The sequence below is a fragment of the Bacterioplanes sanyensis genome, assembly GCF_014652515.1.
Taxonomy (GTDB): domain Bacteria; phylum Pseudomonadota; class Gammaproteobacteria; order Pseudomonadales; family Oceanobacteraceae; genus Bacterioplanes; species Bacterioplanes sanyensis.
Window position 1 is genome coordinate 99,834 of the sequence record NZ_BMYY01000001.1, and the last position, 25,422, is coordinate 125,255.

General features: G+C 55.5%; 22 protein-coding genes, 1 tRNA gene, 1 other RNA gene and 1 pseudogene. 15 read left to right on the top strand and 10 right to left on the bottom strand.

Annotated features, from left to right (window positions below; translation table 11 throughout):
• Positions 1-40: 40 nt before the first annotated feature.
• Together IE090_RS00480 and tusA are read left to right on the top strand one after the other, a co-directional pair.
• On the top strand, positions 41-1,243 hold the full coding sequence (locus IE090_RS00480; RefSeq protein ID WP_189386385.1) for an MFS transporter: 1,203 nt from the start codon (positions 41-43) through the stop codon (positions 1,241-1,243).
• An 18-nt stretch (positions 1,244-1,261) separates the two neighbouring features.
• Positions 1,262-1,513 carry a sulfurtransferase TusA gene (gene tusA, locus IE090_RS00485; RefSeq protein WP_189386386.1) on the top strand — a complete coding sequence of 84 codons (252 nt, stop codon included), beginning with the start codon at positions 1,262-1,264 and terminating at the stop codon, positions 1,511-1,513.
• A 261-nt stretch (positions 1,514-1,774) separates the two neighbouring features.
• Here the strand turns inward: tusA and IE090_RS00490 are convergent, their stop codons facing one another.
• The 3 genes from IE090_RS00490 to IE090_RS00500 form a co-directional block, all read right to left on the bottom strand.
• A complete protein-coding gene (locus IE090_RS00490; RefSeq protein ID WP_189386387.1) occupies positions 1,775-2,359 on the bottom strand; it encodes a phosphoheptose isomerase in 585 nt (194 codons plus the stop codon).
• Positions 2,360-2,501: 142 nt separating this feature from the next.
• Entirely contained in the window at positions 2,502-2,867 is a 366-nt protein-coding gene (locus IE090_RS00495; protein ID WP_229815286.1) for a YraN family protein, read from the bottom strand.
• Between the two features lie 27 nt (positions 2,868-2,894).
• Positions 2,895-4,703 (bottom strand): penicillin-binding protein activator, encoded by a 1,809-nt coding sequence (locus IE090_RS00500; protein WP_189386388.1) that lies wholly within the window; start codon positions 4,701-4,703, stop codon positions 2,895-2,897.
• A 13-nt stretch (positions 4,704-4,716) separates the two neighbouring features.
• Here IE090_RS00500 and rsmI point away from each other — a divergent pair, with 13 nt between their 5' ends.
• The 3 genes from rsmI (at position 4,717) to rnpB (ending at position 6,997) form a co-directional block, all read left to right on the top strand.
• Entirely contained in the window at positions 4,717-5,577 is an 861-nt protein-coding gene (rsmI, locus tag IE090_RS00505) for a 16S rRNA (cytidine(1402)-2'-O)-methyltransferase (RefSeq protein WP_189386389.1), read from the top strand.
• Between the two features lie 62 nt (positions 5,578-5,639).
• A complete protein-coding gene (locus tag IE090_RS00510; protein WP_189386390.1) occupies positions 5,640-6,563 on the top strand; it encodes a DMT family transporter in 924 nt (307 codons plus the stop codon).
• 76 nt (positions 6,564-6,639) lie between these two features.
• Positions 6,640-6,997, top strand: an RNA gene (gene rnpB / locus IE090_RS00515) — RNase P RNA component class A.
• A gap of 68 nt (positions 6,998-7,065) precedes the next feature.
• Here the strand turns inward: rnpB and IE090_RS18035 are convergent.
• The 5 genes and pseudogenes from IE090_RS18035 to IE090_RS00540 form a co-directional block, all read right to left on the bottom strand.
• Positions 7,066-7,749 (bottom strand): annotated as a pseudogene (locus IE090_RS18035) (substrate-binding periplasmic protein); the annotation flags it as partial.
• Between the two features lie 87 nt (positions 7,750-7,836).
• Positions 7,837-8,781 (bottom strand): universal stress protein, encoded by a 945-nt coding sequence (locus tag IE090_RS00525; protein ID WP_189386391.1) that lies wholly within the window; start codon positions 8,779-8,781, stop codon positions 7,837-7,839.
• Positions 8,775-10,526, bottom strand: a complete 1,752-nt coding sequence (locus IE090_RS00530) for a cation:proton antiporter (protein WP_189386392.1) — start codon at positions 10,524-10,526, stop codon at positions 8,775-8,777. The genes IE090_RS00525 and IE090_RS00530 overlap by 7 nt, the downstream gene beginning before the upstream one ends.
• 342 nt (positions 10,527-10,868) lie before the next feature.
• Positions 10,869-10,945, bottom strand: a tRNA-Met gene (locus IE090_RS00535).
• Positions 10,946-11,061: 116 nt separating this feature from the next.
• Positions 11,062-13,257 (bottom strand): carboxy terminal-processing peptidase, encoded by a 2,196-nt coding sequence (locus IE090_RS00540; protein WP_189386393.1) that lies wholly within the window; start codon positions 13,255-13,257, stop codon positions 11,062-11,064.
• A gap of 239 nt (positions 13,258-13,496) precedes the next feature.
• Here IE090_RS00540 and IE090_RS00545 point away from each other — a divergent pair, with 239 nt between their 5' ends.
• Positions 13,497-13,946 carry an acyl-CoA thioesterase gene (locus IE090_RS00545; protein ID WP_189386394.1) on the top strand — a complete coding sequence of 150 codons (450 nt, stop codon included), beginning with the start codon at positions 13,497-13,499 and terminating at the stop codon, positions 13,944-13,946.
• Between the two features lie 4 nt (positions 13,947-13,950).
• Here the strand turns inward: IE090_RS00545 and IE090_RS00550 are convergent, their stop codons facing one another.
• Together IE090_RS00550 and IE090_RS00555 are read right to left on the bottom strand one after the other, a co-directional pair.
• Positions 13,951-14,856, bottom strand: coding sequence for a LysR family transcriptional regulator (locus tag IE090_RS00550; RefSeq protein ID WP_189386395.1), 906 nt, complete (start codon positions 14,854-14,856; stop codon positions 13,951-13,953).
• Positions 14,857-14,993: 137 nt separating this feature from the next.
• Positions 14,994-15,911, bottom strand: coding sequence for a DMT family transporter (locus IE090_RS00555; RefSeq protein WP_229815296.1), 918 nt, complete (start codon positions 15,909-15,911; stop codon positions 14,994-14,996).
• Between the two features lie 250 nt (positions 15,912-16,161).
• On the opposite strand from IE090_RS00555, the gene clpB reads away from it, so the two are divergent.
• The 9 genes from clpB (at position 16,162) to IE090_RS00600 (ending at position 25,320) form a co-directional block, all read left to right on the top strand.
• The gene (gene clpB / locus IE090_RS00560; RefSeq protein ID WP_189386397.1) at positions 16,162-18,747 is read left to right on the top strand and encodes an ATP-dependent chaperone ClpB; all 2,586 of its coding nucleotides are present in this window, start codon (positions 16,162-16,164) and stop codon (positions 18,745-18,747) included.
• Positions 18,748-18,852: 105 nt separating this feature from the next.
• Positions 18,853-19,254: a protease complex subunit PrcB family protein gene (locus IE090_RS00565; protein WP_189386398.1), complete on the top strand. Its 402-nt coding sequence runs from the start codon at positions 18,853-18,855 to the stop codon at positions 19,252-19,254.
• A 2-nt stretch (positions 19,255-19,256) separates the two neighbouring features.
• Complete coding sequence (ruvC, locus tag IE090_RS00570; protein ID WP_189386399.1) at positions 19,257-19,772, top strand: crossover junction endodeoxyribonuclease RuvC; 516 nt, start codon at positions 19,257-19,259, stop codon at positions 19,770-19,772.
• 83 nt (positions 19,773-19,855) lie between these two features.
• Complete coding sequence (locus IE090_RS00575; protein WP_189386400.1) at positions 19,856-20,746, top strand: DUF4892 domain-containing protein; 891 nt, start codon at positions 19,856-19,858, stop codon at positions 20,744-20,746.
• A complete protein-coding gene (locus IE090_RS00580; RefSeq protein WP_189386401.1) occupies positions 20,746-21,678 on the top strand; it encodes a patatin-like phospholipase family protein in 933 nt (310 codons plus the stop codon). Before IE090_RS00575 ends, IE090_RS00580 begins: the two co-directional genes overlap by 1 nt.
• 58 nt (positions 21,679-21,736) lie before the next feature.
• Positions 21,737-22,660 (top strand): 50S ribosomal protein L3 N(5)-glutamine methyltransferase, encoded by a 924-nt coding sequence (gene prmB / locus IE090_RS00585; RefSeq protein WP_189386402.1) that lies wholly within the window; start codon positions 21,737-21,739, stop codon positions 22,658-22,660.
• Positions 22,661-22,682: 22 nt separating this feature from the next.
• Positions 22,683-23,789 (top strand): chorismate synthase, encoded by a 1,107-nt coding sequence (gene aroC / locus IE090_RS00590; RefSeq protein ID WP_189386403.1) that lies wholly within the window; start codon positions 22,683-22,685, stop codon positions 23,787-23,789.
• Positions 23,786-24,958: an MFS transporter gene (locus tag IE090_RS00595; protein WP_189386404.1), complete on the top strand. Its 1,173-nt coding sequence runs from the start codon at positions 23,786-23,788 to the stop codon at positions 24,956-24,958. The genes aroC and IE090_RS00595 overlap by 4 nt, the downstream gene beginning before the upstream one ends.
• A 110-nt stretch (positions 24,959-25,068) precedes the next feature.
• Positions 25,069-25,320: a DUF6489 family protein gene (locus IE090_RS00600; RefSeq protein WP_189386405.1), complete on the top strand. Its 252-nt coding sequence runs from the start codon at positions 25,069-25,071 to the stop codon at positions 25,318-25,320.
• Positions 25,321-25,422 lie beyond the last annotated feature (102 nt).

A 25,422-nucleotide genomic window follows, 5' to 3' on the forward strand; every position in this document is an offset into this window, starting at 1 on the left:
CAGAGAGTTGAGTTAAAAAGATGAGTCAGAGAAACAGCCAATGAACAAATGGATCGCCCTGGCCGGTTTGTATGTGGCCCAAGGCTTGCCGCACGGTTTTTTTGGTCAGGCCATGCCGGCCTTGCTGCGCCAGCAAGGGCTGGATTTAACCGTGATTGGCTTATTGTCGCTGGTGGCGCTGCCCTGGGCGCTAAAAGCCTTGTGGGCGCCTTGGCTCGATCGTGTGAGCTTATATGGCGGCGAATACCGGCGCAGCTGGATATTAGCGATGAACTACAGCGCCGTGGCCTTGCTGTTGGTGGTGGCCAGCCAGCCGCTGTCGTATTGGATAGCCGACGGCATGCTGGTGTTGGTGGCGTTATTGCTACTGCTGAACTTATGCATTGCCACTCAAGACATCGCCACCGATGCGCTAGCGGTGGAGAACATCAGTTATCTGCAACGCGGCCTAGGCAATGCGTTGCAAGTGGCGGGCTATCGCAGCGGTATGATCATAGCGGGTGGCGGCTTGGTAGTGGCGTTGAGTTACTGGGGCTGGCAAGCCAGCGTATTGTTGTTAGCGGCGCTGTTGGCCTTGGCAACTTTGCCGCTGTGGTCGTTTCAGCCGCAACCCCATCAGCCCACTCAGGTTTCGGTATGGCAGCAATGGCGACAGTTGATGCAACAACCTGGCATTGGGCTGTGGCTGCTGATGGTGATCAGCTACAAAGCCGGCGATGCCTTTGGCACGCAAATGGTCAGGCCGCTGCTGATTGATGCCGGCCTGAGTTTGGAAGATTTGGGCTGGTTGTTGGGAACCTACGGCTTTGTGGCCGGCTTGTTGGGGGCGGTGTTAGGCGGCTGGTCAATTCGCTACCTAGGGCGCCAGACAGCGCTGTTGGGCTTTTTAATCTTGGAGGCCTTTGCCCTGTTGAGTTACCTCGGGATCTATGGCCAACCAGCCCCCGATTGGTTGCACATCAGCCTGGCGGTGGGCCTAGAACATATGGCCGGCGGCATGGCCACGGCGGCGTTGTTTACGGTGATGATGGATTTTTGCCGCCCCTCGCATGAAGCCGCTGACTATGCGTTGCAAAGCTGTTTGGTGATTGTGGCTGGCCTGTTGGCGTCGGCTCTGTCTGGCGTCAGTGCCAGTCAGCTGGGGTATGATGGGCACTTTGTAGTGGCAGCGGGTTTGTGTGCATTGGCGCTATGGCCGCTGTGGCGAGTGATTGCCAATGGCCAAATTACAGCCCGTGGCTAAATGTTTTAAGGAGATCGAATGACCATTGATTTACAGCAGGCGGATCAGCAGCTCGACACCCGCGGCTTGTTTTGCCCAGAGCCGGTGATGATGCTGCATAACCAAATTAATGATATGGCGATAGGCGAAGTGATCGCGGTGGTGGCCACCGATCCTTCCACCGAACGTGACTTTCTTAAGTTTTGTAACTTTCTTGGCCACGAGCTGTTGGCCAGCCAGGAAAGCGACGGTGAATACCAGTTTTTGATCCGTAAGGGTGAGGAGGAGTAAGGCAGCTCTGAACAGTTCCGCGCTGCTCTGCGCGAGTGCGTCAGGGGTTCAGAATAAAGCGGCGAGGGCAGGAAATGGCCAGCCCTTTTCAACATCACCAACGGCGTTGTGAGGGCCTGCCGCCCGCGCTTTAAGGGGAACGCCAGAGAACTCTAGCCCTGTGTCGCCGATTTTTGCTGTAGCTGGCTAGAGCGCAAACCGGCTTCGGGATCTCGAGCCCTCTGGCGATCCAGAGCGGGCACCGAACGATTTAGATGTGCCTCAATCCTCGCCAAACAAGGCACAGTCAATCAAGTCGCACAGGCAGTGAATCACCAGCAGGTGCACCTCTTGAATGCGAGCGGTCACGTCGGCGGGGACGCGGATTTCCACGTCGGCGCCGGTCAACAACGACGACATGTGGCCGCCGTCTTTGCCACTGAGTGCCACGACGATCATTTCCCGCTCGTGGGCTGCCTGAATCGCTTGCACCACATTGGCAGAGTTGCCACTGGTGCTGATTGCCAGCAATACATCGCCCGGATTGCCGAGGGCACGAATTTGTTTGGAAAACACTTCGTTGTAGCTGTAGTCGTTGGCAATGGACGTCAGCGTCGACGTGTCTGTGGTTAAGGCAATGGCCGGCAGTGATGGTCGCTCACGTTCAAAGCGGTTCAACAACTCCGACGAAAAATGCTGGCTGTCACCGGCCGAGCCACCATTGCCGCAGCTGAGAATCTTGCCGCCTTGCAACAAGGCTTCAACCATGAGCTGAGCGGCTTGCTCAATGTAAGGTGGCAGCTCTTCGGCAGACAGAGTTTTGGTTTCGATACTGGCGCCAAAATGGCTGATGATGCGGTCTTGCAAGAGAGACTCCTGAAGTCTGCCAGAGTAAACAAGGGGCTTATGTTAAATAAAAAGCGCAGGCGCAGAAAGCTTCATTGCGGTGATCGCGCGCTTGCGGCAGGTGGAAATGCGGCTCAGAGCACAGCGATTGGCTAAACAATGCTCAAAAAGCGTTCTTTAACCACTCAAACACCAGCGGCTCGCCGCTGGCAGAAATCACATCAAAGCGACAGTCCGGCAGCTGCTGGCCATGGTGTTGTTGCAAATAGTGCTCGGCGGTTAAGCGCAATTTGCGTTGTTTGCTGGCGGTAATGCTTTCGGCGCCGCTGCCGTGGCTGGCTTGCTTGCGGTAGCGCACTTCAACGAACACCAGTACCTCAGCGTCACGCATGATCAAATCGATTTCACCGCCACGAATCTGATAGTTGCGGGTGACCGGTTTGAGCCCGCGCTGGCGTAAAAACGCTTCCGCCGCAGCCTCTATGTGCTCGCCAAAAGCGCGACGGTTGTTTTTAATCCAATCGAACACGGCGACCTCCTTATCGCGTGGACATCATTAGGGCGTAACGGCGAGCTGCTCCGGGCGACCTGAGCGAAAGCGCGTACAGCGTGTTTGACGGTGAATGCGCCGTTGGGCATCCAAATTAAGCGCTCCAGTGCTGGCGAATAATTGGCTGTTGGGGAAGGCCTCCAGCTGCGTCAGGCGCGGTACCAAGCGAAAGGCATCCACGCCCATGGCGTACAAGCGTGCGTAGGCGCCCTGGCCGTCGGGCAGGCTGGTTTCGACCTCATCATGCAAGGCTGAATCTTCCAATAGCCAGGGAATGTCGCAAAACTGAATGCCGTTTAAATCGCGGTCTTTGCTCGGTTGCGGATGACCTGAATACAAGTGTGAGGTGGCATAAACGGGCAAATCGGCGGCAAAGTTAAACGCCAAGGTGGGTTTTATCTGCCGCGCTTGCTGTGGCAAAGCGACCATAAACACCCAATCCACATCGTCGCGGCGGCGTGGTTCAAACTCAGCTGGGCGGCGCAGCAAGCGGCGTATGGTCTTAAAGCGTGCCTGACTGTCATCAACGTTGAGCAGGGCGCGAATCTCTGGGTTGTAGTCTTGCAGTCTGGGGTAGGCGCGGTGTTCGCCAATGCTGCCGCCCAGGGCTTTCCATTCGGCTTCAAAGGCTTGATAGATGCGCTCGCCCCAATCGCCTTGTGGGGTGAGCACCAGTGCCCGCCGATGGCCGTCTTGCCAGGCTTGAGCGGCAATTTGGCGGGCCTCGTCTTCGGGTGCCAAGCCAAATTGATAGAGGTTTTTGGCGATGACTTCTTGGTCGCGGTCGCCGTAGTTAAGTGCCAGTGTGGGCAGGGGCAATTGTTGCCGCTGTTGCAAGGCTTGCACATTGAGCTTGTTAAAGGGGCCGACCATGAGTTGTGAGCCATTCATCAAAGCGCGTTGATACGCAGTATCAATATCACCGACGGTCTGGCTATCTAACACCTGTACATACGGCGTGGCGAAGCCTTTACTGAGCGAGTCGTAATAAGCCGCCATAAAGCCGTCGCGCACAGCCTTGCCCGACTTGGACAGCGGGCCACTGAGCGGCAGCAGTAAGCTGACTTGTTGCGGTCGATTGGCGGCTAAATCGGCCAGCAATGCCAAGCTGCCAGGTAAGGTAACGGCGGCTGGGTGCATTGGGTATTGTTGGCGCCATTGCTCCACGTGTTGCAGGTGCTCATCTAGGGTGAGCTGCGAGTTTTTGCTGATCGCGGCGAGCTGCAGCCATTGCCCGAAGCGGCTGTCAGGGTAGCGCTCCGCCCAAGACAACAACTCCAGTTCACTCAACTGCAGCAAGCTCTGCCACAGGGCGTCATGGTTTTGCTGCCAGTAGCTTTCACTTAAAGTTTCGCTGATAAAATCGCGCTCTCGTGCGGCTTCAAAGAACTTACCTTGCAGCTCGTGCCAGCGTGCTTTGAACAGCCCCAAGCGTTGCTGTTGGTCGTCGTTTAAACGAATGCTGTGATGGCGTAAATAATTGAGGTGCTCGGCAGCAGCATCGGCATCGCTGCGATGCAAGGCATAGTCAGCGGATAATAAATGCCAGCGCAGCCTTTGAGCTGAGTTCAGTTCGCTGCTTTGTAGCAGTTGCAATTGCACCGCGGCATTGCCAAACTCGCCGCTGCTCAGCGCCTGGGCGACGGCGTCCAGCTGCTGATCCACCGATGGCTCGGCTTCGACGCTGGTCGTTGGCGCCACACTCGGTGAGGTGGCGCAGCCGGGCAATAGTACGATGGTCGGTAACACGGCCAGCAACAACAGACGGCGTGCCGTCGACCATGGGTTTCTGACCGGGCCGCTCCCGGCTAACAAAGAGTTTCCTCGCATGACTTCCGCTCAAGTGATTAATGCCGGCACCCTGTATGTGGTGGCCACTCCGATTGGCAATTTGGCCGACCTTAGCGACCGCGCGCAGGCGGTGTTGGCCGGGGTCGATATCGTCGCTTGCGAGGATACCAGACACACTCAGAAATTACTGCAGCACCTGGGGCTGCGCAAAGTGCTGTTATCGGTACACGATCACAATGAGAGCGATCGCATTCAGCAAGTGTTGGAGCACCTGCAGCAAGGGCGCTCCATTGCCTTGGTTTCTGATGCCGGGACACCGCTGATTTCAGACCCGGGTTACCGCTTGGTGCAGGCATTGGGCGAGCAAAATGTGACCGTGGTGCCTGTGCCTGGCCCAAGCGCCATTATTACGGCGCTGAGCGCTGCCGGTCTGCCCACCGACCGCTTTACCTTTGAAGGCTTCTTGCCACACAAGCGCGGCGCGCGTGAAGAAAAACTGCGGGCCTTACAGTACGAAGCCCGCACCTTGGTGTTTTATGAATCCAAGCATCGCATTTTAGAAACCCTGGAGGTCATGCAGGCCGAGCTGGGCAGTGAACGCCCGGCGGTGGTGGCGCGTGAACTAACCAAAACGTTTGAAACCTTTTATCGCGGGACCTTGGCCTCGGTGAGCTTGGATATCCAGCGCGACGCTGACCAGCAAAAAGGTGAGTTTGTGGTCATGGTCAGTGGCCATGACAATCCGCCGCCGGCCACCGACATTGATACCGACGCGCTGTTTAAGCTGCTGTTGCCCGAACTGCCCCCGAAAAAGGCGGCGGCCATTGTTGCCCAGCTGACCGGTGAAAATAAAAAAGCCCTGTATCAAAAAGCACTGGAACTGCAAGGCAAGGCCTGATAAAAGTCCGCGGTTTTCTTTGGCCTGGCAGCGGCTGTCAGGCTTTCTCCTTTGAGGTTGTTATGAATCATCATCCCTTGCGCTTTCACTTGGTGCTGCTGGTGGCCATGGCCATTTGGGGCAGCAGTTTTGTCGCTATGAAGCTGGTGGTGACCGAGTTGTCGCCGATGGTGGCGGTATTTTTGCGCATGTGCATCGGTCTGGCGGCTTTTACCCTGATGGCTCGCTGGGTGCTGAAGGGCTTTGAGTACCGCGCCGGAGACTGGAAGTATTTGGGTGCCATGGCGCTGATGGAGCCTTGTTTGTACTTTATTTTTGAATCGTGGGCGCTGCAGTACACCAGTGCTAGCCAGGCGGGCATGATTACCGCATTGCTGCCCTTAATGGTGGCGGTATCGGCCTGGTGGCTGTTCACTGAAAAAGTGCTGATGCGCCAATGGCTGGGGTTTGCAGTGGCACTGGTCGGCGTGATTTGGATGACGGTCGGCGGCGCCAGCACCGAGCAAGCGCCGAACCCGCTGTTAGGCAACTTTCTGGAGTTGCTGGCCATGGTGGCGGCGACGGCCTACACCTTGCTCATTAAGCATTTGACCAGTCGCTACTCGGCGCTGTTTTTGACCGCCATGCAATCTTTGATTGGCTGCGTGTTCTTCTTGCCATTGGCGCTGCTGTCGCCTTGGCCTGCGGCCATCAGCATGGAGGTATGGGCGACCTTGTTGTACTTGGGGGTGATCGTTACCCTGGGTGGCTATGGCCTGTATAACTATTCACTGAGTCACGTGAAAACTACGGTAGCGGCGGGCTATGTGAATCTCATCCCGGCATTTGGGGTTTTATTTGCTGTGCTGTTGCTGGGGGATCAGCTCACGATTGGGCAATGGGCCGGCGTGGCGCTGATTTTTGCTGGCGTGTATCTGAGTCGTGAGCACAAACCTGTGCCGGAGCCGACGGCGGATGTGGACCCGCCACCGATCACTCCGGGTTGAGCAAATGCCAGGTTGAGAAAATGCAGGGTGGAGCAAAGATAGACGGCGGCAGGCATTGCCGGTATAGTCCGCCGCCGGAGTTGGCCAGACAATCGCTGCCTGCATTGCAGGGGGAGGAAAGTCCGGGCTTCACAGGGTAAGGTGCCAGGTAACGCCTGGGGGGCGCGAGCCTACGGAAAGTGCAGCAGAGAGTAGACCGCCGATGGCTTTGCTAAGGCAAAGCACAGGTAAGGGTGAAAGGGTGCGGTAAGAGCGCACCGCGCGACTGGTAACAGCTCGTGGCACGGTAAACCCCACCCGAAGCAAGACCAAATAGGTTCCCTATAGGCGTGGCCCGCGCTGGGAACGGGTAGGTTGCTGGAGCCTGCGAGTGATTGCAGGCCTAGACGAATGATTGTCCACGACAGAACCCGGCTTACCGGCTGACTCCACTACTTACCTGATAGCGCCGCAGTATCTGCTGATATTGCGGCGTTTTCTTATACGCTTTTAACGCTTGGTTGAAAGCCTGCGCCAATGACTCTGCTTTGGGGTGCTGGCGAGAAAAGGCCATGTGGTCGTAGCCGACATCGACCGCGGGTTCAATAAAGCGAAAGCGATCCGTCAGGCCGAGGGCCTTAGCGTGATAAAGCAGGGTGGCTTTATTGCCTAAGCCGACCAAAGGGCGATCCCCCGTTAGGCGTTGTAATAGCTCTTGTTCATTATTGACCTCTACCTTGCGTAGAAAGTCAGCCTTGGCGTAGCCTTCGCCATGAAAGTAGCCGCGTACAGACAAAAATACGTAGTTGCGCCAGTCGCCAAAGTCACCGTTAAAGCTGGCTGGGAAATCTCCCGCCAGTGGATTAACCAGCAAATAGCTCGCCTCCACTAGATGTGGCTCATCGACATAAAGAGCGTATTGCTCACGCTCTGGGGTGCGAAAAAACAATACCACCATATCCAAACCGCCGGAGGCCAGCTCACGTTGTACGCGAGCAAAGGGCATGCGCTGGTACTTGAGTGTGTGGCCCAGCTGCTGCGCCAGTGCTTCGGCAATATCGATGGCGGCACCGGTAAGCTGATCGCCTTGTTGATAATAAAACGGTGGGTAATCGTAGCTGCCCAAGCCAACGGTCAGCTCGTCGGCCTGGCTCGTAAGATGAACACCTGTGCTGAGTAGCCATAGCAAGGCAAAGCGCGTGAGCATAAAGCCCCCTTGAAAGCATATCTCCTCAGTATAGTGGCTGAAGGGCAGCAGGCTTGAACCTGCTTGCGATCAGGGCTGAAAGTCGTGTTACAGGGTGACGGGTGAGATAAAACCTCGCGGTTTAATCGCCAATACCGAGCAGTTCACTGTACTCAGTACGGTTTCGGCTGTGTTACCGATAATCACACCAGGTACACCGCTGCGGGCGACGGTGCCCATCACCAGTAGGTCAGCCTTCTGTGCTTGGGTTTCTTCCACCAATTGCTGGCTGGCAATGCCACGCCGCAGGTGAGTGCTGGGTTGCAGGTACTGGTAAGTATCACTGCCCAAACGCTCGCGTAGGCGAGTGGTTAAGCCTTGCATGGAGACTTCGTGCTGCTGGTATGCCTGATCCAATAGGCGTTGTTGCGCGCGTTCCGGATCATCGGCCCACATGCTGACGAAGCCTGCCTCGGGCGCATCGTAAACACTGACGATATGAAGTGCAGCGAAATCAGATAAGCACACCGAGCTGGCTAGGCTGGCGATGTCATCATTGAGGTCGCGAGCTTCGTCTTCGTGGGCGGATAAATCGACCGCAGCGACAATATTCTGGTAATCGTCCTTATCGTCTGGGCGCAACAGCCAAACAGGGCACGGGCATTTACGCAGCAGGTGCATGTCGTCACTGCCGAGCCAACGATCAAGCCAGGACGGCGACTGTGCCACTTTAATCACTAGGTCATAGCCATAGGCCAGCACTGCCTGGATGGTTTGCACGTAGCGCTTGCCGATGGCTACTTTCACTGCAACCTGGCTGGCGTCATCAACGCGTTGCAACTGCTGTTCGATATGCTGCTGGCATTGCTGTTTTACCAGTTCGCGACGTTGTTCGGCATCGACGCTGATTAACTGGCTTAAATCCGGCAGCACCAGCAATAGCGTGAGATCTGCCTGTTGGCCTTGGGCCAGAGATAAGGCACGGCGAAAGGCCGCACTGTCTGGGTCAAAGTCGCGGTCAATGACGCATAAGATGTGATTGAAGTTCAGCATGGCTTGTTCCCTTGCGAAGCAGTGGCAGAGTTTGAATGGTCAGGCTGTGATGGAGTAACTGGCGGCAGTGTGTCTGGTGCTGTTAACTGCTGTTGCAGCACTTCTGCAGCTCTTTGCGCGGCATCAGTAAAGGGCTCTAACACGAGGTCGACTCCTAGATTTAGCAGCTCAGCGCTTTCCTGTGAGTGGTGCGAGACCATCGCCAAGCGCCCCGCAAAGCCTGCAGCTCTGGCTTGTTGTAACAGGGTTTTGCGTGTGTCTTCGGCCGTTAGCCCCAAGTGGTGCTGTGGCATGGTAGCGACCAGCCACTGGGCTTTGCCCAGTGGTAACTCAGATAAAAAAGCGGCATCGGTGGCATCGCCGTACTCGGCGCGAATATCCAGTTTTTTACTTTGGCGAATGGCTTTGGGATTAAAGTCGACACCCATAACGCGAATGCCTTGCTCGGTTAACTGACTGGCAAGGGCTGTTCCTAAGCGACCGAGGCCGATGATGATGATGTCATAGCCTTGGTCTTCGGTTTGTTCCAGATGACTTTCACGCGGTGCGCCCTCGCGCTCAAACCACCCCAGCCAGCGGCCAAGGAAGTCATACAAATGGTGCGAGTAGGTGATCATATAGGTCGAGGCGGCAATGGTGATGATGCCGACTAGGGTCACCAGGCCGAGAATGTCAGAGGTTAAATGTCCAAGGCTGATACCCATGGCAATGAAGATGAGTGAGAACTCGCTGATTTGCGCCACCGTTAAGCCCGCCAAAAAGCCCGTGCGTTTGCGATAGCCCAGCGCTCCCATGATGGCGAGTACGATTAACGGGTTGCCAATTAATACAAACAACGAAAAAACCAGGGCGCTAACAATATGGGTATCTAGGGCAGATAAATCTAACGCTGAGCCCAGCGCGATAAAGAAAAATAGCAATAAAAAATCGCGCAGTGGCGCCAGGCGTGCAGCGATGCTTTCGCGATAGGGGGTCGACGCTAGCGCCACCCCGGCCAGCAAACCACCGACTTCCATACCCAGGCCTACGAGTTTGCCCACGGCTGCAAATACCGCGGCTTGGGCCATGGCATAAATCATTAAAAGCTCAGGTGCGCGTGCCAGCATGCGTGTGAGCGGGTCAGCTAGGTAGCGCACAAAAATCACCACAAAGGCCAGCAGGGCGGTGGCGGATAATGCGACTTGACCTAGTGATTGCGAGTCCCCGCCTTTGCCGCCGCCGATGCCAATGGTCGCCAACACCACCATGGCGATGACGACGACTAAGTCTTGGACAATCAAAAAGCCCAGTGCGACTTGGCCGTGTAGAGAGTCAATTTCACCTTTATCCGACAGCAATTTGACGATGATGATGGTGGAGGAAAAGGTCAGCGCTACGGCCACATACACACTGGTAATGTGATCCAAGCCGAGGGCTAAGCCGATGGCATAGCCGACGCAGGAGGTAAACAGCACCTGGCCGAGGCCGGTCATTACTGAGACGCCGCCAATGGAACGAATCAGTTTGACGTCGAGCTTAATCCCCACCAAGAACAGCAATACGGCGATGCCAAGGTGGGATAACAGTTCGATTTTTTCGGTGGAGTGCACCACATCTAGGCCGGATGGCCCGGCGAGTAAGCCAACTGCGATCAAGCTGACGATGAGGGGTTGGCGCAGCAAAATGCCGATAAAGCCGACCACGGCGGCCAACATCATCAGCGCCGCAATTTCAGTAAAGGAGGAGTAGGTGACCCAGTCGAGCATGGTGATTCCTTGGTGTATTGAGCGCTTAGCTTAACCTTGCTTTGCTTTGACCATACTTGCTCTGCATCAGGCCTGTGATGGCATGATTGCAAGGAACTGTCAGTCGTCTATCAAGCTACTGCTAGTATCTGTGACGGTCAATTCGAGGGTGCTGTTATCTCTCACCCCAAAACGGCAGCAAAATGATACTGTTGAGGCTATGGCGGGCGGCAGCTGAGATGAAAGTCTTGGAGCACAAGTGCGGATGTTCGCCCGTAGCCACTGTTATGCTGGCGCTGGCGAAAGGGCGTGCTGATAAGGCAAAAAAAACCGGCAAGTTAATACTTACCGGTTTTTAGAATTTGGTAGCTATGACTGGACTTGAACCAGTGACCCCAGCATTATGAATGCTGTGCTCTAACCAACTGAGCTACATAGCCAAATTACTCTCAAGGGCTGTGCCTCTCAAGTGGCGCGTATTATGCGTTTGCTACTTTTCCCTGTCAACACTTTTTTGTGATGTTTTTCAAAGGCTTAACCTGCTGATGCAGCAGCCTTATGGCTGCTGCTCGCGATGGGCGGTAAATGCCGCTTGCTTGCTCTGATTTAGGCGAATGTAGTCGGCTAGAATACGGCCTGCCTCGGTCAGCAGTGCGTCCTCCACGGCATTTTCTTGTTGTGCTTCTTTGCTATCGCTGGCTTTGTCTGTGTCTGCTTTGGCTTCTGGTGGTGCGCCACTGCCCTCGACACTAGAGGTGCTGTCATCGGCTTCTTCTTCGAGCTCGTCTAGGCTTGCCAGCAGCTTCATGCCTTTGGCTTTGCGGCGCTCGTTTTCTAACGCTAGCTGACGCTGTTCTATGTCATCTTGCTCTTGTCGGCGACGTTTCTCATTGAGCGTCAGCTCGGTTTGGTTAGCCAGCTCTTCGCGCAGGGCTTTTTGTTGGCGTAGATAGCGAAAGTCTGGGTTGTCTTCAATGCGTTGTTGATGTGATTGACGCAGTGCCGGCAAAGCCTCTTTCAGGCTGCCAAAGCGCTGATGATCGGCTGGGCGAATGGCGTCCCATGGCAGGGCCTCCTCCAACGCACTTTCGCCAATTTTGTCTTTGTCGAACAAAGATGGGAACAAAATATCTGGGATCACCCCTTGGTGTTGGGTGCTATCGCCAGATACCCGATAAAACTTAGCCTGGGTGATTTTCAGCTGGCCGTGACCGAGCGAACGCAGAGATTGCACGGTGCCCTTGCCAAAGGTCTGTCCACCCACCACTAGGCCGCGGCCATAGTCTTGAATGGCACCGGCAAAGATTTCTGAAGCCGAAGCACTGAGACGATTTACCAACACCGTCATTGGCCCGTTGTAGAACACTTCTGGGTCGCTGTCGGGTAGCACCTCAATGCGGCCACGGCTACTGCGTACTTGGACCACTGGACCTTCTTCGATAAAGAGGCCCGTTAGGGTGACGGCTTCTTCGAGTGAGCCGCCGCCGTTGTTGCGTAAATCAATCACCAAGCCATCGATGCCTTCTTCTACCAGCTCACCCAATAAGCGTCGAACATCGCGCGTGGTACTGCGGTAATCCGGCTTGTTTTCCATGCGGCCTTTAAAGTCGATGTAAAAGGTCGGGATATCAATCACCCCTAAGCGTGTGACGTTACCGTCTTGGCCAGGGATCTCAATGATGTCTTTCTGTGCCGATTGCTCTTCTAATTTGACCTCATCGCGCACGATAGCGATTTCTTTGGGAGCTTGGGTGCCATCACTGGGTAGGACCTGCAGTCGCACCACGGTCCCTTTGGGGCCGCGGATCAGGTCGACGACCTCATCTAAGCGCCAACCGATAACATCAACGATGCTGCCGTCTTCATCTTGACCAACACCAATGATTTTATCCGTTGGTTTCAATGTGCCGGCTTTGTCAGCTGGGCCTGCGGGCACCAGTTTCACTACCTTGGTGTATTCGTCTTCACTTTGCAGCACGGCGCCGATGCCTTGCAGCGACAGCGACATGTTGATGTTGAAGTTTTCAGTGTTGCGCGGTGAAAAGTACTGCGTGTGCGGATCAAAGGCATGGGCCACGGCATTCATAAACAGCTGGTAGCCGTCTTCGGCGGTATTTTGATGAATGCGATTGAGCTGGTTTTGATAGCGCTTTTGCAGCAGTTCGATGATTTCTTCTTGCTCTTTGCCTGCCAGCTTTAAGTTCAACATGGAGTTTTGCAGGCGCTTGCGCCACAGGGCATCCAGCTCTGCTTTGCTGGTCGCCCAAGGGGCGTCTTCACGGTCGCGCTCTAGGGTTTCATCGCCGTCAAAACGGTACTTGTCGCCGTTGTCTTTCAGCTCACGCAATAAAAAAGACAGGCGCTCAGATACGCGCTGCTGCAAGCGATTGTACATAAAGAAGGCCGGGCGCAAATCGCTGCGGCTCAGGGCATCGTCGAGCTGATGGCGATAGCGGCGAAAACTGGCGACATCGGAGGCAATTAAGTAGCTGCGGGACGGATCCATTTGATCAAGCAGGATGTCCATCACGCGTTCCGATAAACGGTCATCCAGGCGCTGGTCATCGTAGTGACCGCGCAGTAAATGGGTCATGATTTGTTGCGTTACCCGCGCGTGCTGGCGGGTTGGATTCACCGGTTCAAAGGCAGTGCCGGGGGCGACATCGGGAATCAGTGCCTGGCTGCACAGGGCGATGCTGAGCAGTAGACTGGTGGATAAAGATTTCAGTAAAAAATGCATAATGGTCGCCATGTTCCTTATTGTGGGTGCTGTTTGTGCTGACCGCAGAGCATCGTTATCATGCCTACCCACGATGCTACGGGATCTACCAATGCCTGTCATCCTAGGCGCTGTCGCCTAGTTGCGTCGCTATTTTCCACGCCAACTCGGTTACGACCGCATAACCGTGCAAGAATTCCGGCTTGATCGTTCACTTCGGTAGTTACCAGTCGGTCGCGGAAAGTACCTCTTATCATTTGCAGGAGACTGTTTTGGCCCGAGTCAATCTTGAACTGCCCGACGCTTTTATCTATAGCACTCAACTGGACGTGCGGGTATCTGACATTAACTACGGCAACCACGTGGGCAACGATCGCATGGTGTCTTTGCTGCACGAGGCGCGGCTGCGCTTTTTACGCGAGCATGACTTTGGTGAGTTCAATATCGCCGGCCTTGGCTTGATCGTTACCGATTTGGTGGTGTCGTTTAAGGCCGAGTCGTTTGTTGGTGAGGTGCTCACGTTCCATTTGGGGTTGACGGATTTCAACAAGTACGGCTGCGATTTTATCTATCGCGTCGAAAACCAAGCGGATGAACGCGTGGTGGCGTTGGCCAAAATCGGCATTGTCTTTTTTGATTACGACGAGCGCAAGATCGCGCGCATCCCCAGGGTTTTTCTTGAGCGCTGCGCGCCGCATCACAGCGGCGACGCAGACGATTGAAAACTCAGCCCGCCTGCTGAGCGTCGAAGTAGGCGGTGATGAAATCGAGAAATGCACGGCTCTTATTGGCCAAATAGCGATTTTGCGGGAACACCACCTTGATGGTGCGCACTGGAATGTCGACCTCGCCAAACAACTCCACCAGTTCACCATTTTGCAGGTGCTTTTCAGCGATGTAGGTGGGCAATGCGGTAATGCCCATGCCCGCTAAGCAAGCCTCGTACACCAGGTCGATGTCGTTCACCGTTAGCTTGCGCTCAATGGTCGACAGGGTGAAACCATGGTCTTTTTCAAACTGGCGCAGCCAGTTAATGCGGGCATATTCCGCGTTGGCTACCACCAAGATACGGTGTTGTTGCAGGTCTTCTAAGGTGGCCGGGCGGCCCCATTGCTCTAAGTAAGCCGGCGACGCACACACGGCAATTTTTTGCTCAGCCACCGGTTTGGCGATCAGGCGGGAGTCTTCCAAACTGCCAATGCGCAGGGCGAAGTCATAGCCTTCTTTGACAATGTCTACCGGCCGATCCGAGATATGCAGCTCAAAGCTGATGTCTGGGTACTGCTCAGAGAAGTCGCTAAAAATGCGCGCCAGCTCACGGCGGCCGAAGTTAGACATAGCAGTGATGCGCAAGCGCCCACGCGGTGTAACATCAAAGTCGGTGACCAACTTTTCGGCTTCAGTAATCGATTCGAGGATGCTCTCGCAATGTTGGTAGAACAGTTGCCCCGCTTCGGTCGGGCTCACCGAGCGTGTGGTGCGGTTAAGCAGGCGCACGCCGAGGCGCTCTTCCAAGCCACTGATTTGCTTGCTCACCGCCGATGGGGTAACACCCAGAGCGTCAGCGGCATTGGTGAAGTTGCGCGAGCGAACAACGGCGACAAATGTTTGCAACGAATCTATGCGGGACATTGATGACTAAAACCTAAATAATGCAAATCGAATATCAGTATATTTAATTTTTAGGAAATAATAACCCGATATTCGACGCTGTTAGACTTTAGTCGCAATGCTTTATCGTATTTTTGCCTGAAGCTGTGAAAACCTTCTCATCGCGAATCACGTTTTTGCAACGCTTTTGCTACGGGTTTGCTACGGGTTTGCTGCGTAGCCGCCACGGCTGGCTGCTGGTGCAGGTTGATGATGCCAGCGCTGATGATCAGCACGGCACCTGCCCAGGTGGTCCATAACGGTACTTCTTGCCAAATCAGCCAGCCCATCAGTGCTCCATAAATAACCGCGCTGTAGGCGTAGACGCCAACCTTGCCCGTCGGTGCCAGGCGGTAGGCCTTGGTCAATGCCAGCTGGCCCAAGGTGGCGATCAGCCCCAGCAATAGAATCAACCACCATTGCTGTGGGCTCACGGGTTGCCAGTTCAGTACTGCACCGGGCGTTGAGATCAGCGAGGCTATCACACCGAAGTAAAACACAATGCGAGCGCTGGGTTCGGTGGCCGACATGCGGCGAATGCTCACTTTAGCCAGCGCTGCCAATACGGCGCCCAATAAACCGATCAGGGCCACGGCAGTGAACTCGGCATCACTGCCTGGGCGAAGAATCGTCACTACGCCTGCAAACCCTACCAACAGCGCCACCAAGCTGCGGCGTCCGGCAGGCTCGCGCAGCCATAACCAGGCCAGCAGTGGCATAAACAAGGGGCTGGATAATTTCACCAGAAAGGCTTCCGTCAGCGGCATATGGGCCAGTGCCCAGAAGTAGCAATACATAGCGCTGACGCCCACCACCCCGCGTAGCAAATGCCAATGCCATACTTGAGTGCGCAGCAGGTCGCGGCCGTGATGCACCACCAGCGGCAACAGCACGAAAAGCCCGGCGACATTGCGAAACCACAGCAGTTGTTCTGTGCTCAGGTCACTCGATAAGTGCTTGATCAGCGCCGCCATGATGGCGAGTAAGGCTTCACCGGCGAGCAAATAAGCAGCGCCGAGGCGCAGAGAGTGGTTCACGTTTCGGTTCCTAGGGCGCAGTGTGTGACTAAATGACCGTGGGTTGTGCTTGCGAATCTTGGCGTCAGCCCCCATTTGATTGGCATCGAACCGTGCAAATGGAGTGGCTGTGGATTGTACGCCAACGAAGGCGCGCCCAGCCAACTCGATGAATACTATTAGTTTTCAGAATTTAAATTTTTATTTTGTTGAATTTTTCTCATGTAACCACATATCTCACCCTAAGAGATGAATAACAGGAGACACCGCCATGCGAATGGATCGACTGACCACCAGCTTGCAAAACGCTCTGGCCGAGAGTCAGAGCTTGGCGCTGGGGCATGACCACAACCAAATAGACACCGTGCACCTACTGCTGTGCCTGTTGGAGCAGCCCAGCAGCTCGGTAAAAGATGTGCTGCGCCGTGCGGGCGTGCAAGTGCCGGCGTTAGAGCGCACCTTGCGCCAGGCACTCAGCGATTTGCCCACGGTCAGCTCGCCGGACGGCAACGTGCAATTGGCACCTGAGCTGGGCCGCATTTTGAACTTGGCTGATAAGGCTTCACAGCAACTGGGTGATCAGTACGTTTCCAGTGAGGTGTTACTGCAGGTCGCTCTGCAAGACCGCGGTGCCGCTGGCAAAGCCTTAAAAGAAGCGGGCTTAGACGAAGACAAAGTCATTGCTGCAATCAAAGACATGCGTGGCGGCGAAAGCGTCAGCGACGCCAATGCTGAAGACAATCGCCAGGCGCTGGATAAATACTGCATCGACCTGACCGAGCGCGCCGAAGCCGGCAAGCTTGACCCGGTGATTGGTCGTGATGATGAAATTCGTCGCACGGTGCAGGTGTTGCAGCGCCGTACCAAAAATAACCCGGTATTGATTGGCCCACCGGGCGTGGGCAAAACCGCTGTGGTCGAAGGCTTGGCCCAGCGCATCATCGACGGCGAAGTGCCAGAAAACCTGAAAAATAAACGTATTCTGGCGTTGGACATGGGCGCTTTGGTGGCCGGTGCCAAATACCGAGGGGAGTTTGAGGAGCGCCTGAAAGCGGTATTAAAAGACGTGGCCAAAGAAGAAGGCCGCATTGTGCTCTTTATCGACGAGATGCACACCATGGTCGGCGCTGGCAAGTCGGATGGCGCCATGGATGCCGGCAATATGCTGAAGCCTGCCTTGGCTCGCGGTGAGCTGCATTGCGTGGGCGCCACCACCTTGGATGAATATCGCGAGTTTGTGGAAAAAGACGCCGCCCTGGAGCGTCGTTTTCAAAAAGTGCTGGTGGATGAGCCCAGCGTTGAAGACACCATCGCTATTTTGCGCGGGCTAAAAGAGCGCTACGAAGTGCACCACGGGGTGCAAATTACCGACAGCGCCATCATTGCTGCGTCTAAGTTATCGCAGCGCTACATCACGGATCGCCGTTTACCGGACAAAGCCATCGACCTGGTAGACGAAGCGGCGTCGGTGATTCGCATGGAAATCGATTCCAAACCGCAGGAAATGGACAAGTTAGAACGGCGTTTGATTCAGCTGAAAATCGAGCGCGAAGCACTGCGCAAAGAAAAAGACGACGCCGCCAAAAAGCGTCTCAACGACTTAAATGAAGAGATCAACAAAGCTGGCACTGCCTACGTCGATTTGGAAGAGGTGTGGAAAAAAGAAAAAGCCTTGTTGGAAGGTGCCTCGCAAGCCAAAGAGCAGTTAGAAGAAGCCAAGCAAGAGCTGGAAACGGCCCGTCGCGCCGGCGATTTGCAAAAAATGTCGGAGCTGCAATACGGCCGCATTCCGGAGCTGGAAAAACAACTGGCCTCTGCCAATGAAGCCGAAAGCAGCGGTACCCAGGAGTTTTCTCTGCTGCGCAACAAGGTCACTGAGGATGAAATTGCCGAAGTGGTGTCTAAATGGACGGGCGTGCCGGTGAGCAAAATGCTGGAAGGCGAGCGCGAGAAACTGCTGCAAATGGAAGATATGTTGCAACAAGCGGTGGTCGGTCAAGCCCAAGCGATCAGTGCGGTGTCCAATGCCGTAAGGCGCTCACGCGCGGGGTTGAGTGACCCCAACCGGCCTAACGGCTCGTTCTTGTTCTTAGGGCCGACCGGGGTTGGTAAAACTGAGCTGTGCAAAGCACTGGCGACTTTCCTGTTCGACAGCAAAGACGCCATGGTGCGCATTGATATGTCGGAGTACATGGAGAAGCACTCAGTGGCGCGTTTGATTGGTGCGCCTCCTGGTTATGTGGGCTACGAAGAGGGTGGCTATCTCACCGAAGCGGTGCGTCGCAAGCCCTATTCGGTGATTTTGCTTGATGAAGTCGAAAAAGCGCATCCGGATGTTTTTAACATTCTGCTGCAGGTGTTAGACGACGGTCAGCTAACGGACGGTCAGGGCCGGCGCGTTGACTTTAAAAACACCGTGCTGGTGATGACTTCCAACTTGGGGTCGGACGTCATTCAAACCATGTTTGCGGACCAACCCTATGAAGCCATGCGCGATGCGGTGATGGAGATTGTCGGTGGCCATTTTCGGCCGGAGTTTATCAACCGCATTGATGAAGCGGTGGTGTTCCACCCGCTGCAAAAAGAGCAGATTCGCGGCATTGCCGACATTCAGCTGGATTTGTTGCGAGGCCGCTTGGCGGAGCGCGAACTGACGTTGGAGTTGAACGAGGCCGCCCTCGATCAGTTGGTTGAGGTGGGCTACGACCCAGTGTACGGCGCTCGGCCATTGAAGCGTGCCATTCAGCGGCGCATTGAAAACCCGTTGGCGCAGTCCATTCTGGCTGGCGAGTTTCCTCCGGGCAGCCATATCGTTGCGCAGGTAGAAAACGAGCAGCTGGTATTTAAACACCAGTAACAGGCGGTCACGGCCCACTCAGCCCGGCGATGCTGCAGCGTCGTCGGGCTTTTCTGTATACTGCGGGCCTATTCTCGCCACAGACCACGCCACGGAGGCTCTGTCATGTCACGCCTTGCTGTTTTTTTTGTCATTGCTTTGCTCAGTGCTTGCACGACGGTACCGGCACAGTCGCTGCGTCTGCCCATGAGTCAGACCAACCATTGCGCCGATCCGGTCGGTGTCACGGTTAAGCAGCGGGCATTAACCATTGCCCTGGGTGAGCGTCCGACGGCCGGCTATGGCATTGATGTCGTCGCACAAGAGGGGCAGGGCGATAGCTTAGCGCTGACCTACCGTGAACGCCGCCCTCAGCCGGGCATGATGCAGGCGCAAGTGATGACCTCGCCGTGTTTGCAGGTCATGCTGCCCAGTGGCTGGCAGCAAGTGACCGTTACCAACGCCGATAACGGACGCCAGTGGCAGTTGACGCCCAGCGACAGTATCGATAAGCGCATGGGGCAATAACGGTGCTGATATTGGGCATTGACCCGGGCTCACGCATTACCGGGTTTGGTGTGGTCAATGCAGTGGGGCAACAGTTGGAATATGTTACCAGTGGCTGCATTCGCTTGGGCGATGGCCCTATGCCTGAGCGCTTGGATAAACTGTTCAGCAGCATCACGGAACTGGTCGAACGCTACTGTCCACAGCAGTTTGCCATTGAGCAGGCCTTTATGGGGCGCAATGCTGATTCGGCCCTTAAGCTCGGTCAGGCGCGCGGGGTGGCCATTGTGGCTGCAGTGCGCCAGCAACTGGAAGTGGCGGAGTACGCGCCTCGTACCATTAAGCAATCGGTGGTGGGCAAGGGCAGCGCCAGCAAAGAGCAGGTGCAAATCATGGTGCGCCAACTGCTAAAGCTGCCGGGCACGCCGCAGGCCGACGCCGCCGATGCCCTGGCCATCGCCATTTGCCATGCCCATACTCATACCAGCCTGGTCCATCAGGCGGGGCTGAGACGCTTTGCCCGTGGCCGCTTGCGTTGACTGAACCGCACAGAAACCCTGCTGTCTGACGTGACAGCTCGTGCTAATCTGCGCTGACTGTCGTCAAGGATTTTCTTCTGCCTATGAAAAACCGCCGCTGTCCGTCGTTACTGCATATTTTTGTTATGTGGCTGGGGCTGTTGAGTGCCGCCGCCAGTTTGGCATTGCCTGCCTACCCAGGCGCTCGCCTCACCGATGAGCAGAGCACCCAAGCCTCCCATTACCGACTGGTGTTGTCGGAGTTGAAACGCTCGCAGGCGACTACGTTCGGCGAGCGCGAGGTGCGCTTAACCGGTCAACTGCAGCGCCGGGTGTGGACCATGCCGAGCGGCATCGAATTGCAGGAAGTGGTGCAGTTTTATCAGCAGCAGCTGGATGGAAAGCAAGTATTGTATCAATGCCAAGGGCTGGATTGTGGCAGCAGTCATTTTTGGGCCAACGAGGTCTTTTCTAACAGCCGTTTGGTTGGGCGTGAAAAAGACCAGTCGCTGATGGTGGTGATGTCGCCGCGCACGGCAGAGCTGAACGACATTTGGGTGGTGTACGCTGTGCGTCGGGCAACGCGACAGGTCATGGTGAACGTCGACCATATCGTTACCGGCGATGCCGTCGCCGGAGATGATTTAGAACGCAGTCGCATTGAACAGGTGTTAGCCGATAGTCATGGCTGGCTGCCGGGATTTGCCGTCAGCAATCAGCGCTTTGATGAAGATGCCAGTCAGGTGTTGGTGGATACCCTAAAAGCCTTGGCTCCTGGAGTTAAGCAGCGTTTGCATCTGGTGGTGCATTGCTACGATGCCACGGATATGGCGGAAAACATGCGCTGCTCTGAGCGCTTAGCGCAGCAACTGCGTGCGGCCGTGTTTGATGGCCAATACGATATCAACGTGACCGGATTAGGGGCTTTGACCCTGCCGCCGGGTGAGCGTTTGCAGCCGGCGCTGCGCTTTGTGTTTTGGCCGGGGCGACGCTGATGGCAAAAAAAACAGTCGCCCTGGCGCTGGGCAGCGGTGGCGCCCGAGGTTATGCCCACATTGGTTTGATCGATGAACTGGAACGGCGTGGCTACAACATTGTTGCTGTGTCTGGCTCGTCGATGGGGGCCATTGTTGGCGGCTTTTATTGTGCCGGCAAGCTAGAGCAGCTGCGTGAATGGGTCTGTGGCCTGAGTTATTTGGACGTGCTGCGCTTGGTCGATTTGTCGCTGCTGTCGAGCGGTGCTGTGCGCGGCGATCGGGTGTTTCGCCAACTCGGCGAAATGCTAGAAGGGCAGCAAATTGAGGACATGGCGCTGCCGTTTACCGCCGTTGCCACCGACCTGACGCGTAAAAAAGAAGTGTGGTTTCAGCGCGGCGATCTTAATCATGCCATTCGCGCCTCGGCGGCGATTCCCAGTTTGATCATGCCCGTACCCTTCGACAGTGGTAACGGCCGGCCGAGTTTGTTGGTAGACGGCGGTGTGTTGAATCCACTGCCCATCATTCCGTGTGTATCGGCTCATGCTGAGCTGATTATTGCCGTCGACCTCAATGCCAATACGCCGGTGCCGCCGGCGTTTCAGGCCAGTCAGCAGCCCAGCGCCGAGCAAAAACAGGACTGGTTCGACAGCGTTATCAGCAAGGCCAGCCAATGGTTGGATAGCAAATCCAGCGAGCAAGCCAATGAAAACCTCAGCAAGCTGGAAGTGATCAACCAGATGTTCGAGATCATGCAGTCGTCGCTGAGCCAATTCAAACTGGCCGGTTACCCGCCCGATTTGCTGGTGTCTATGCCGGCCGAAGCCTGTGAAATGTACGAGTTTTATCGCGCGGATGAAATGATTCGCCTGGGCCAGCTGGTGGCCGCCGATGCGCTGGATGCACTCGAAGCGGGCACCACCAGCCTTTATGGTAAGCGCCCGGGGTGAAGCCAGGCGGCGAAAGTATTACACTAAGCCCCCTTTTAACCGGCCGCTGGCGCCTTGCATGATTACCGACACACAGCTTCAATCGGCCGTTGCCGAACTTCACACTCTGCAGGATTTCATTCGTTGGGGAGCCAGTCAGTTGGCTGCCAGCGATGTGTATTTTGGCCACGGCACCAACACCCCGTGGGATGACGCCCTGGTGCTGGTCAGCCATGCCTTGCACCTGCCGTGGAACATGCCGTCTGAGTGGCGCACCTCTCGCTTGACCACAGAAGAGCGCACCCAGGTCGCCAGCCTGTTGCAAAAACGCATTAATGAACGCATTCCTACCCCGTATTTAACCGGCGAGGCCTGGTTTTGCGAGCACCCCTATTGGGTCGATGAGCGGGTGTTAATACCACGCTCTCCCATTGCTGAACTGATTAAGCAGCGCTTTGCGCCCCATTGGCCCACCGAGCGCCAGCCGCAGCGCATACTCGATTTGTGCTGTGGCAGCGGCTGCATTGGCTTGGCTTGCGCCTATGAGTTCGACCAAGCCCAGGTAGAGCTGCTGGATTTATCGTTTGATGCCCTGGAAGTGGCCGAGGCCAATATAGAGCGTCATCGCATGCAAGACCGGGTAGTGGTGTTGCAGTCGGATTTATTTGCCGCTGCCGAAGGTCGCTACGACATCATTGTGTCGAACCCACCTTACGTCGACGCCGATGATATGGCCTGTTTGCCAGCGGAATATCACCACGAGCCAGAAATGGCACTGGCCGCCGGCGCTGACGGTTTGGACTTAGTCCGCATCATGCTGGCTCAGGCACGCCGCTACTTGAACGATGACGGCGTCCTGGTGGTGGAGGTCGGCAATAGCTGGCCAGCACTGGCCGAGGCCTACCCAGACGTCGCCTTTGATTGGCAAGATTTTGAGCACGGCGGCCATGGTGTGTTTGTGTTACATGCCCGTCAGTTAGATGCGTTGGCAACCACCGAATAATTATTGATAAGCGGGTTATCGTATGTCCGGAAATACCTTTGGTAAAAGCTTTACCGTGACCACCTTTGGCGAAAGTCACGGCTTGGCGCTGGGCGCCATTGTTGATGGCTGCCCACCTGGCATTGAGCTAAGCGAAGCCGATCTGCAGGCCGACTTGGACCGGCGCAAGCCCGGCACTTCGCGTTACACCACCCAGCGTCGCGAGCCGGATCAAGTCAAGATACTGTCGGGCGTGTTTGAGGGCAAAACCACGGGCACGCCGATCGGCTTGCTGATTGAAAACACCGATCAGCGCTCGAAAGACTATTCCAACATCGCTGACACCTTTCGCCCAGCCCACGCCGATTACGCTTATAACCACAAATACGGCTTTCGCGATTACCGCGGCGGTGGCCGCTCGTCGGCACGCGAAACGGCCATGCGGGTAGCGGCGGGTGCCATCGCTAAAAAAATTCTCGCCGCTAAGGGCATTGAAGTGCGCGGTTATTTGTCGCAACTCGGGCCGATTAAAATCGAGCAGTTCGATTGGCAGGAAGTGCACAACAACCCCTTCTTTTGCCCCGATGCCAGCAAGGTCGAGGCGATGGAAACCTACATGACCGAGCTGCGCAAAGAGGGTAACTCGGTGGGCGCCAAAATCTCCGTGGTCGCCAGTGGCATGTTCCCAGGTCTGGGCGAGCCTATCTTTGATCGCTTGGATGCCGATTTGGCCCACGCGCTGATGAGCATCAATGCGGTGAAGGGCGTCGAGATCGGTGATGGCTTTGATGTGGTGGCGCAAAAAGGCACCGAGCATCGCGATGAGATGACGGCCGAGGGATTTTTAAGCAATCACGCTGGCGGTGTGCTGGGTGGCATTAGCACGGGCCAGGACCTTATTGCCCACATTGCTTTAAAACCGACCTCCAGCCTGGTGATCCCCGGCCGCTCCATTGATGCCAATGGCAACGAAATTGAGGTGGTGACCAAAGGTCGTCATGACCCGTGCGTGGGTATTCGTGCAACGCCCATTGCCGAGGCTATGATGGCCATCGTCTTGGCCGACCATTGGCTGCGCCATCGAGGCCAAAATGCCGATGTTAACGTCACTACCCCCGTCATTGCAGCTCAGGCACCTGGCCACGAGTGAGCACCCAAGTCCATGATGCGGCAGCCGACTGGCTGCCGTTTAAACGCCTGTCTTTGTTTTATGCCCTCTATTTTGCCTTGCTCGGCTGCATTGCGCCGTTTTGGGGGTTGTTTCTAGAGCACCGTGGCTTCGATGCCAGTGATATCGGCACACTGATGGCCTTGTTTGGGCTGGTGCGCATCTTGGCGCCGAATGTATGGGCCATGGTGGGCCGCCGTCAGACATCGCCGCTGCCGATGATTCGCCTAGCGGGGTTGCTGACCTTGGTCAGTTTCAGCGCCATTATCTGGGCGCAAAGCTTTGCTGCCATGGCGACGGTTATGTTGGCTTACGGCTTCTTCTGGGCAGCCATGCTGCCGCAATACGAGGCGTTGACGCTGCAGGCGGTGAAAGATCGCCTTGATGTTTACAGTCGCATTCGGGTGTGGGGCTCCATCGGCTTCATCGTTGCCGTGGTGGTGATGGGAGCGGTATTAGAACGCGTGTCGCTGGCTTGGCTGCCCCTATTTATGTGGCTGTTTATGTTGGTGATCTGGCTCAATGCCTGGAGTTTGCCGGCACGTCAGACTGAGCGCCAGCCGTCTGCTCATGGGCAGGGCAGTGTTTGGCAGACGTTGCGTCAGCGGCCAGTGTGGTTATTCCTGCTGATGACGGTGCTGTTGCAGGTGAGTTTTGGCCCTTACTACACCTTCTTTTCTATTTATTTAGAGCAGGCGGGCTACGGTCGTACGCCTGTGGGCCTGCTGTGGGCCTTGGGGGTATTGGCTGAGGTGGTGTTCTTCTGGCAGTTTCATCGCTTTATGCTGCGCTTTAGCTGGCGTAATTGGTTTGTGCTGGCGCTTGCTTTGACGGCATTGCGCTGGTGGTTAACGGCGTTACAGGTAGAAAACTGGTGGTGGTTGGTGATGGTGCAGTTGGCGCATGCATTTAGCTTTGCTGCCATGCACGCGGTGTCGATGCGCTACCTTCAGCATTATTTCCCCGGCAACTTGTTGGCCTCTGGGCAGGCGATTTATTCCAGCCTAGGGTTTGGCTTGGGCGGAGCGATAGGTGCCTGGCTGAGTGGGCTTTATTGGCAAAGCCTAGGGGGTGAGTGGGTATTTACTGCGGCCGCGGGTTTAGCGTTTATAGCCGCCTTGGTGGCGCTGGGCTTACCGAAGCGCCTTTAGGGGCAAGAGAGTCAAAAAATACCGGAAAAAGAAAAGGCACGGGTGTAAAAAGGAAAGGCAGGGGTGTAAAAAGGAAGGAGCCGTCACATATATTCTTTATAGGGATTACTATGAAAATTAATATAACTTTCGATATGACACCCGAGGAATTTCGTCGAGTACTTGGTTTGCCGGACGTAGCTGAATTTCAGCGCGAGCTGTTTGACCAGATGCTAAAACGTATGCATTCTGGCGAAGACGGCTATGACCCCATGTCTTTGTATCAGCCGATGATGCAAGAGGGAATGAATACCATGAATCAGATGCAGAAGATGATGTTCAGTATGATGTCTGGTTCTAAAGGCGGTGATAAAAATGAATAAAGTCGTCTAATAAATACGACAATTCAGGACATTTTTAACTGCCAATGTTACTGATCTTCCCGTCCATTCTAAAGGGCTAGTAACAAAGCATGATTTTAGTCA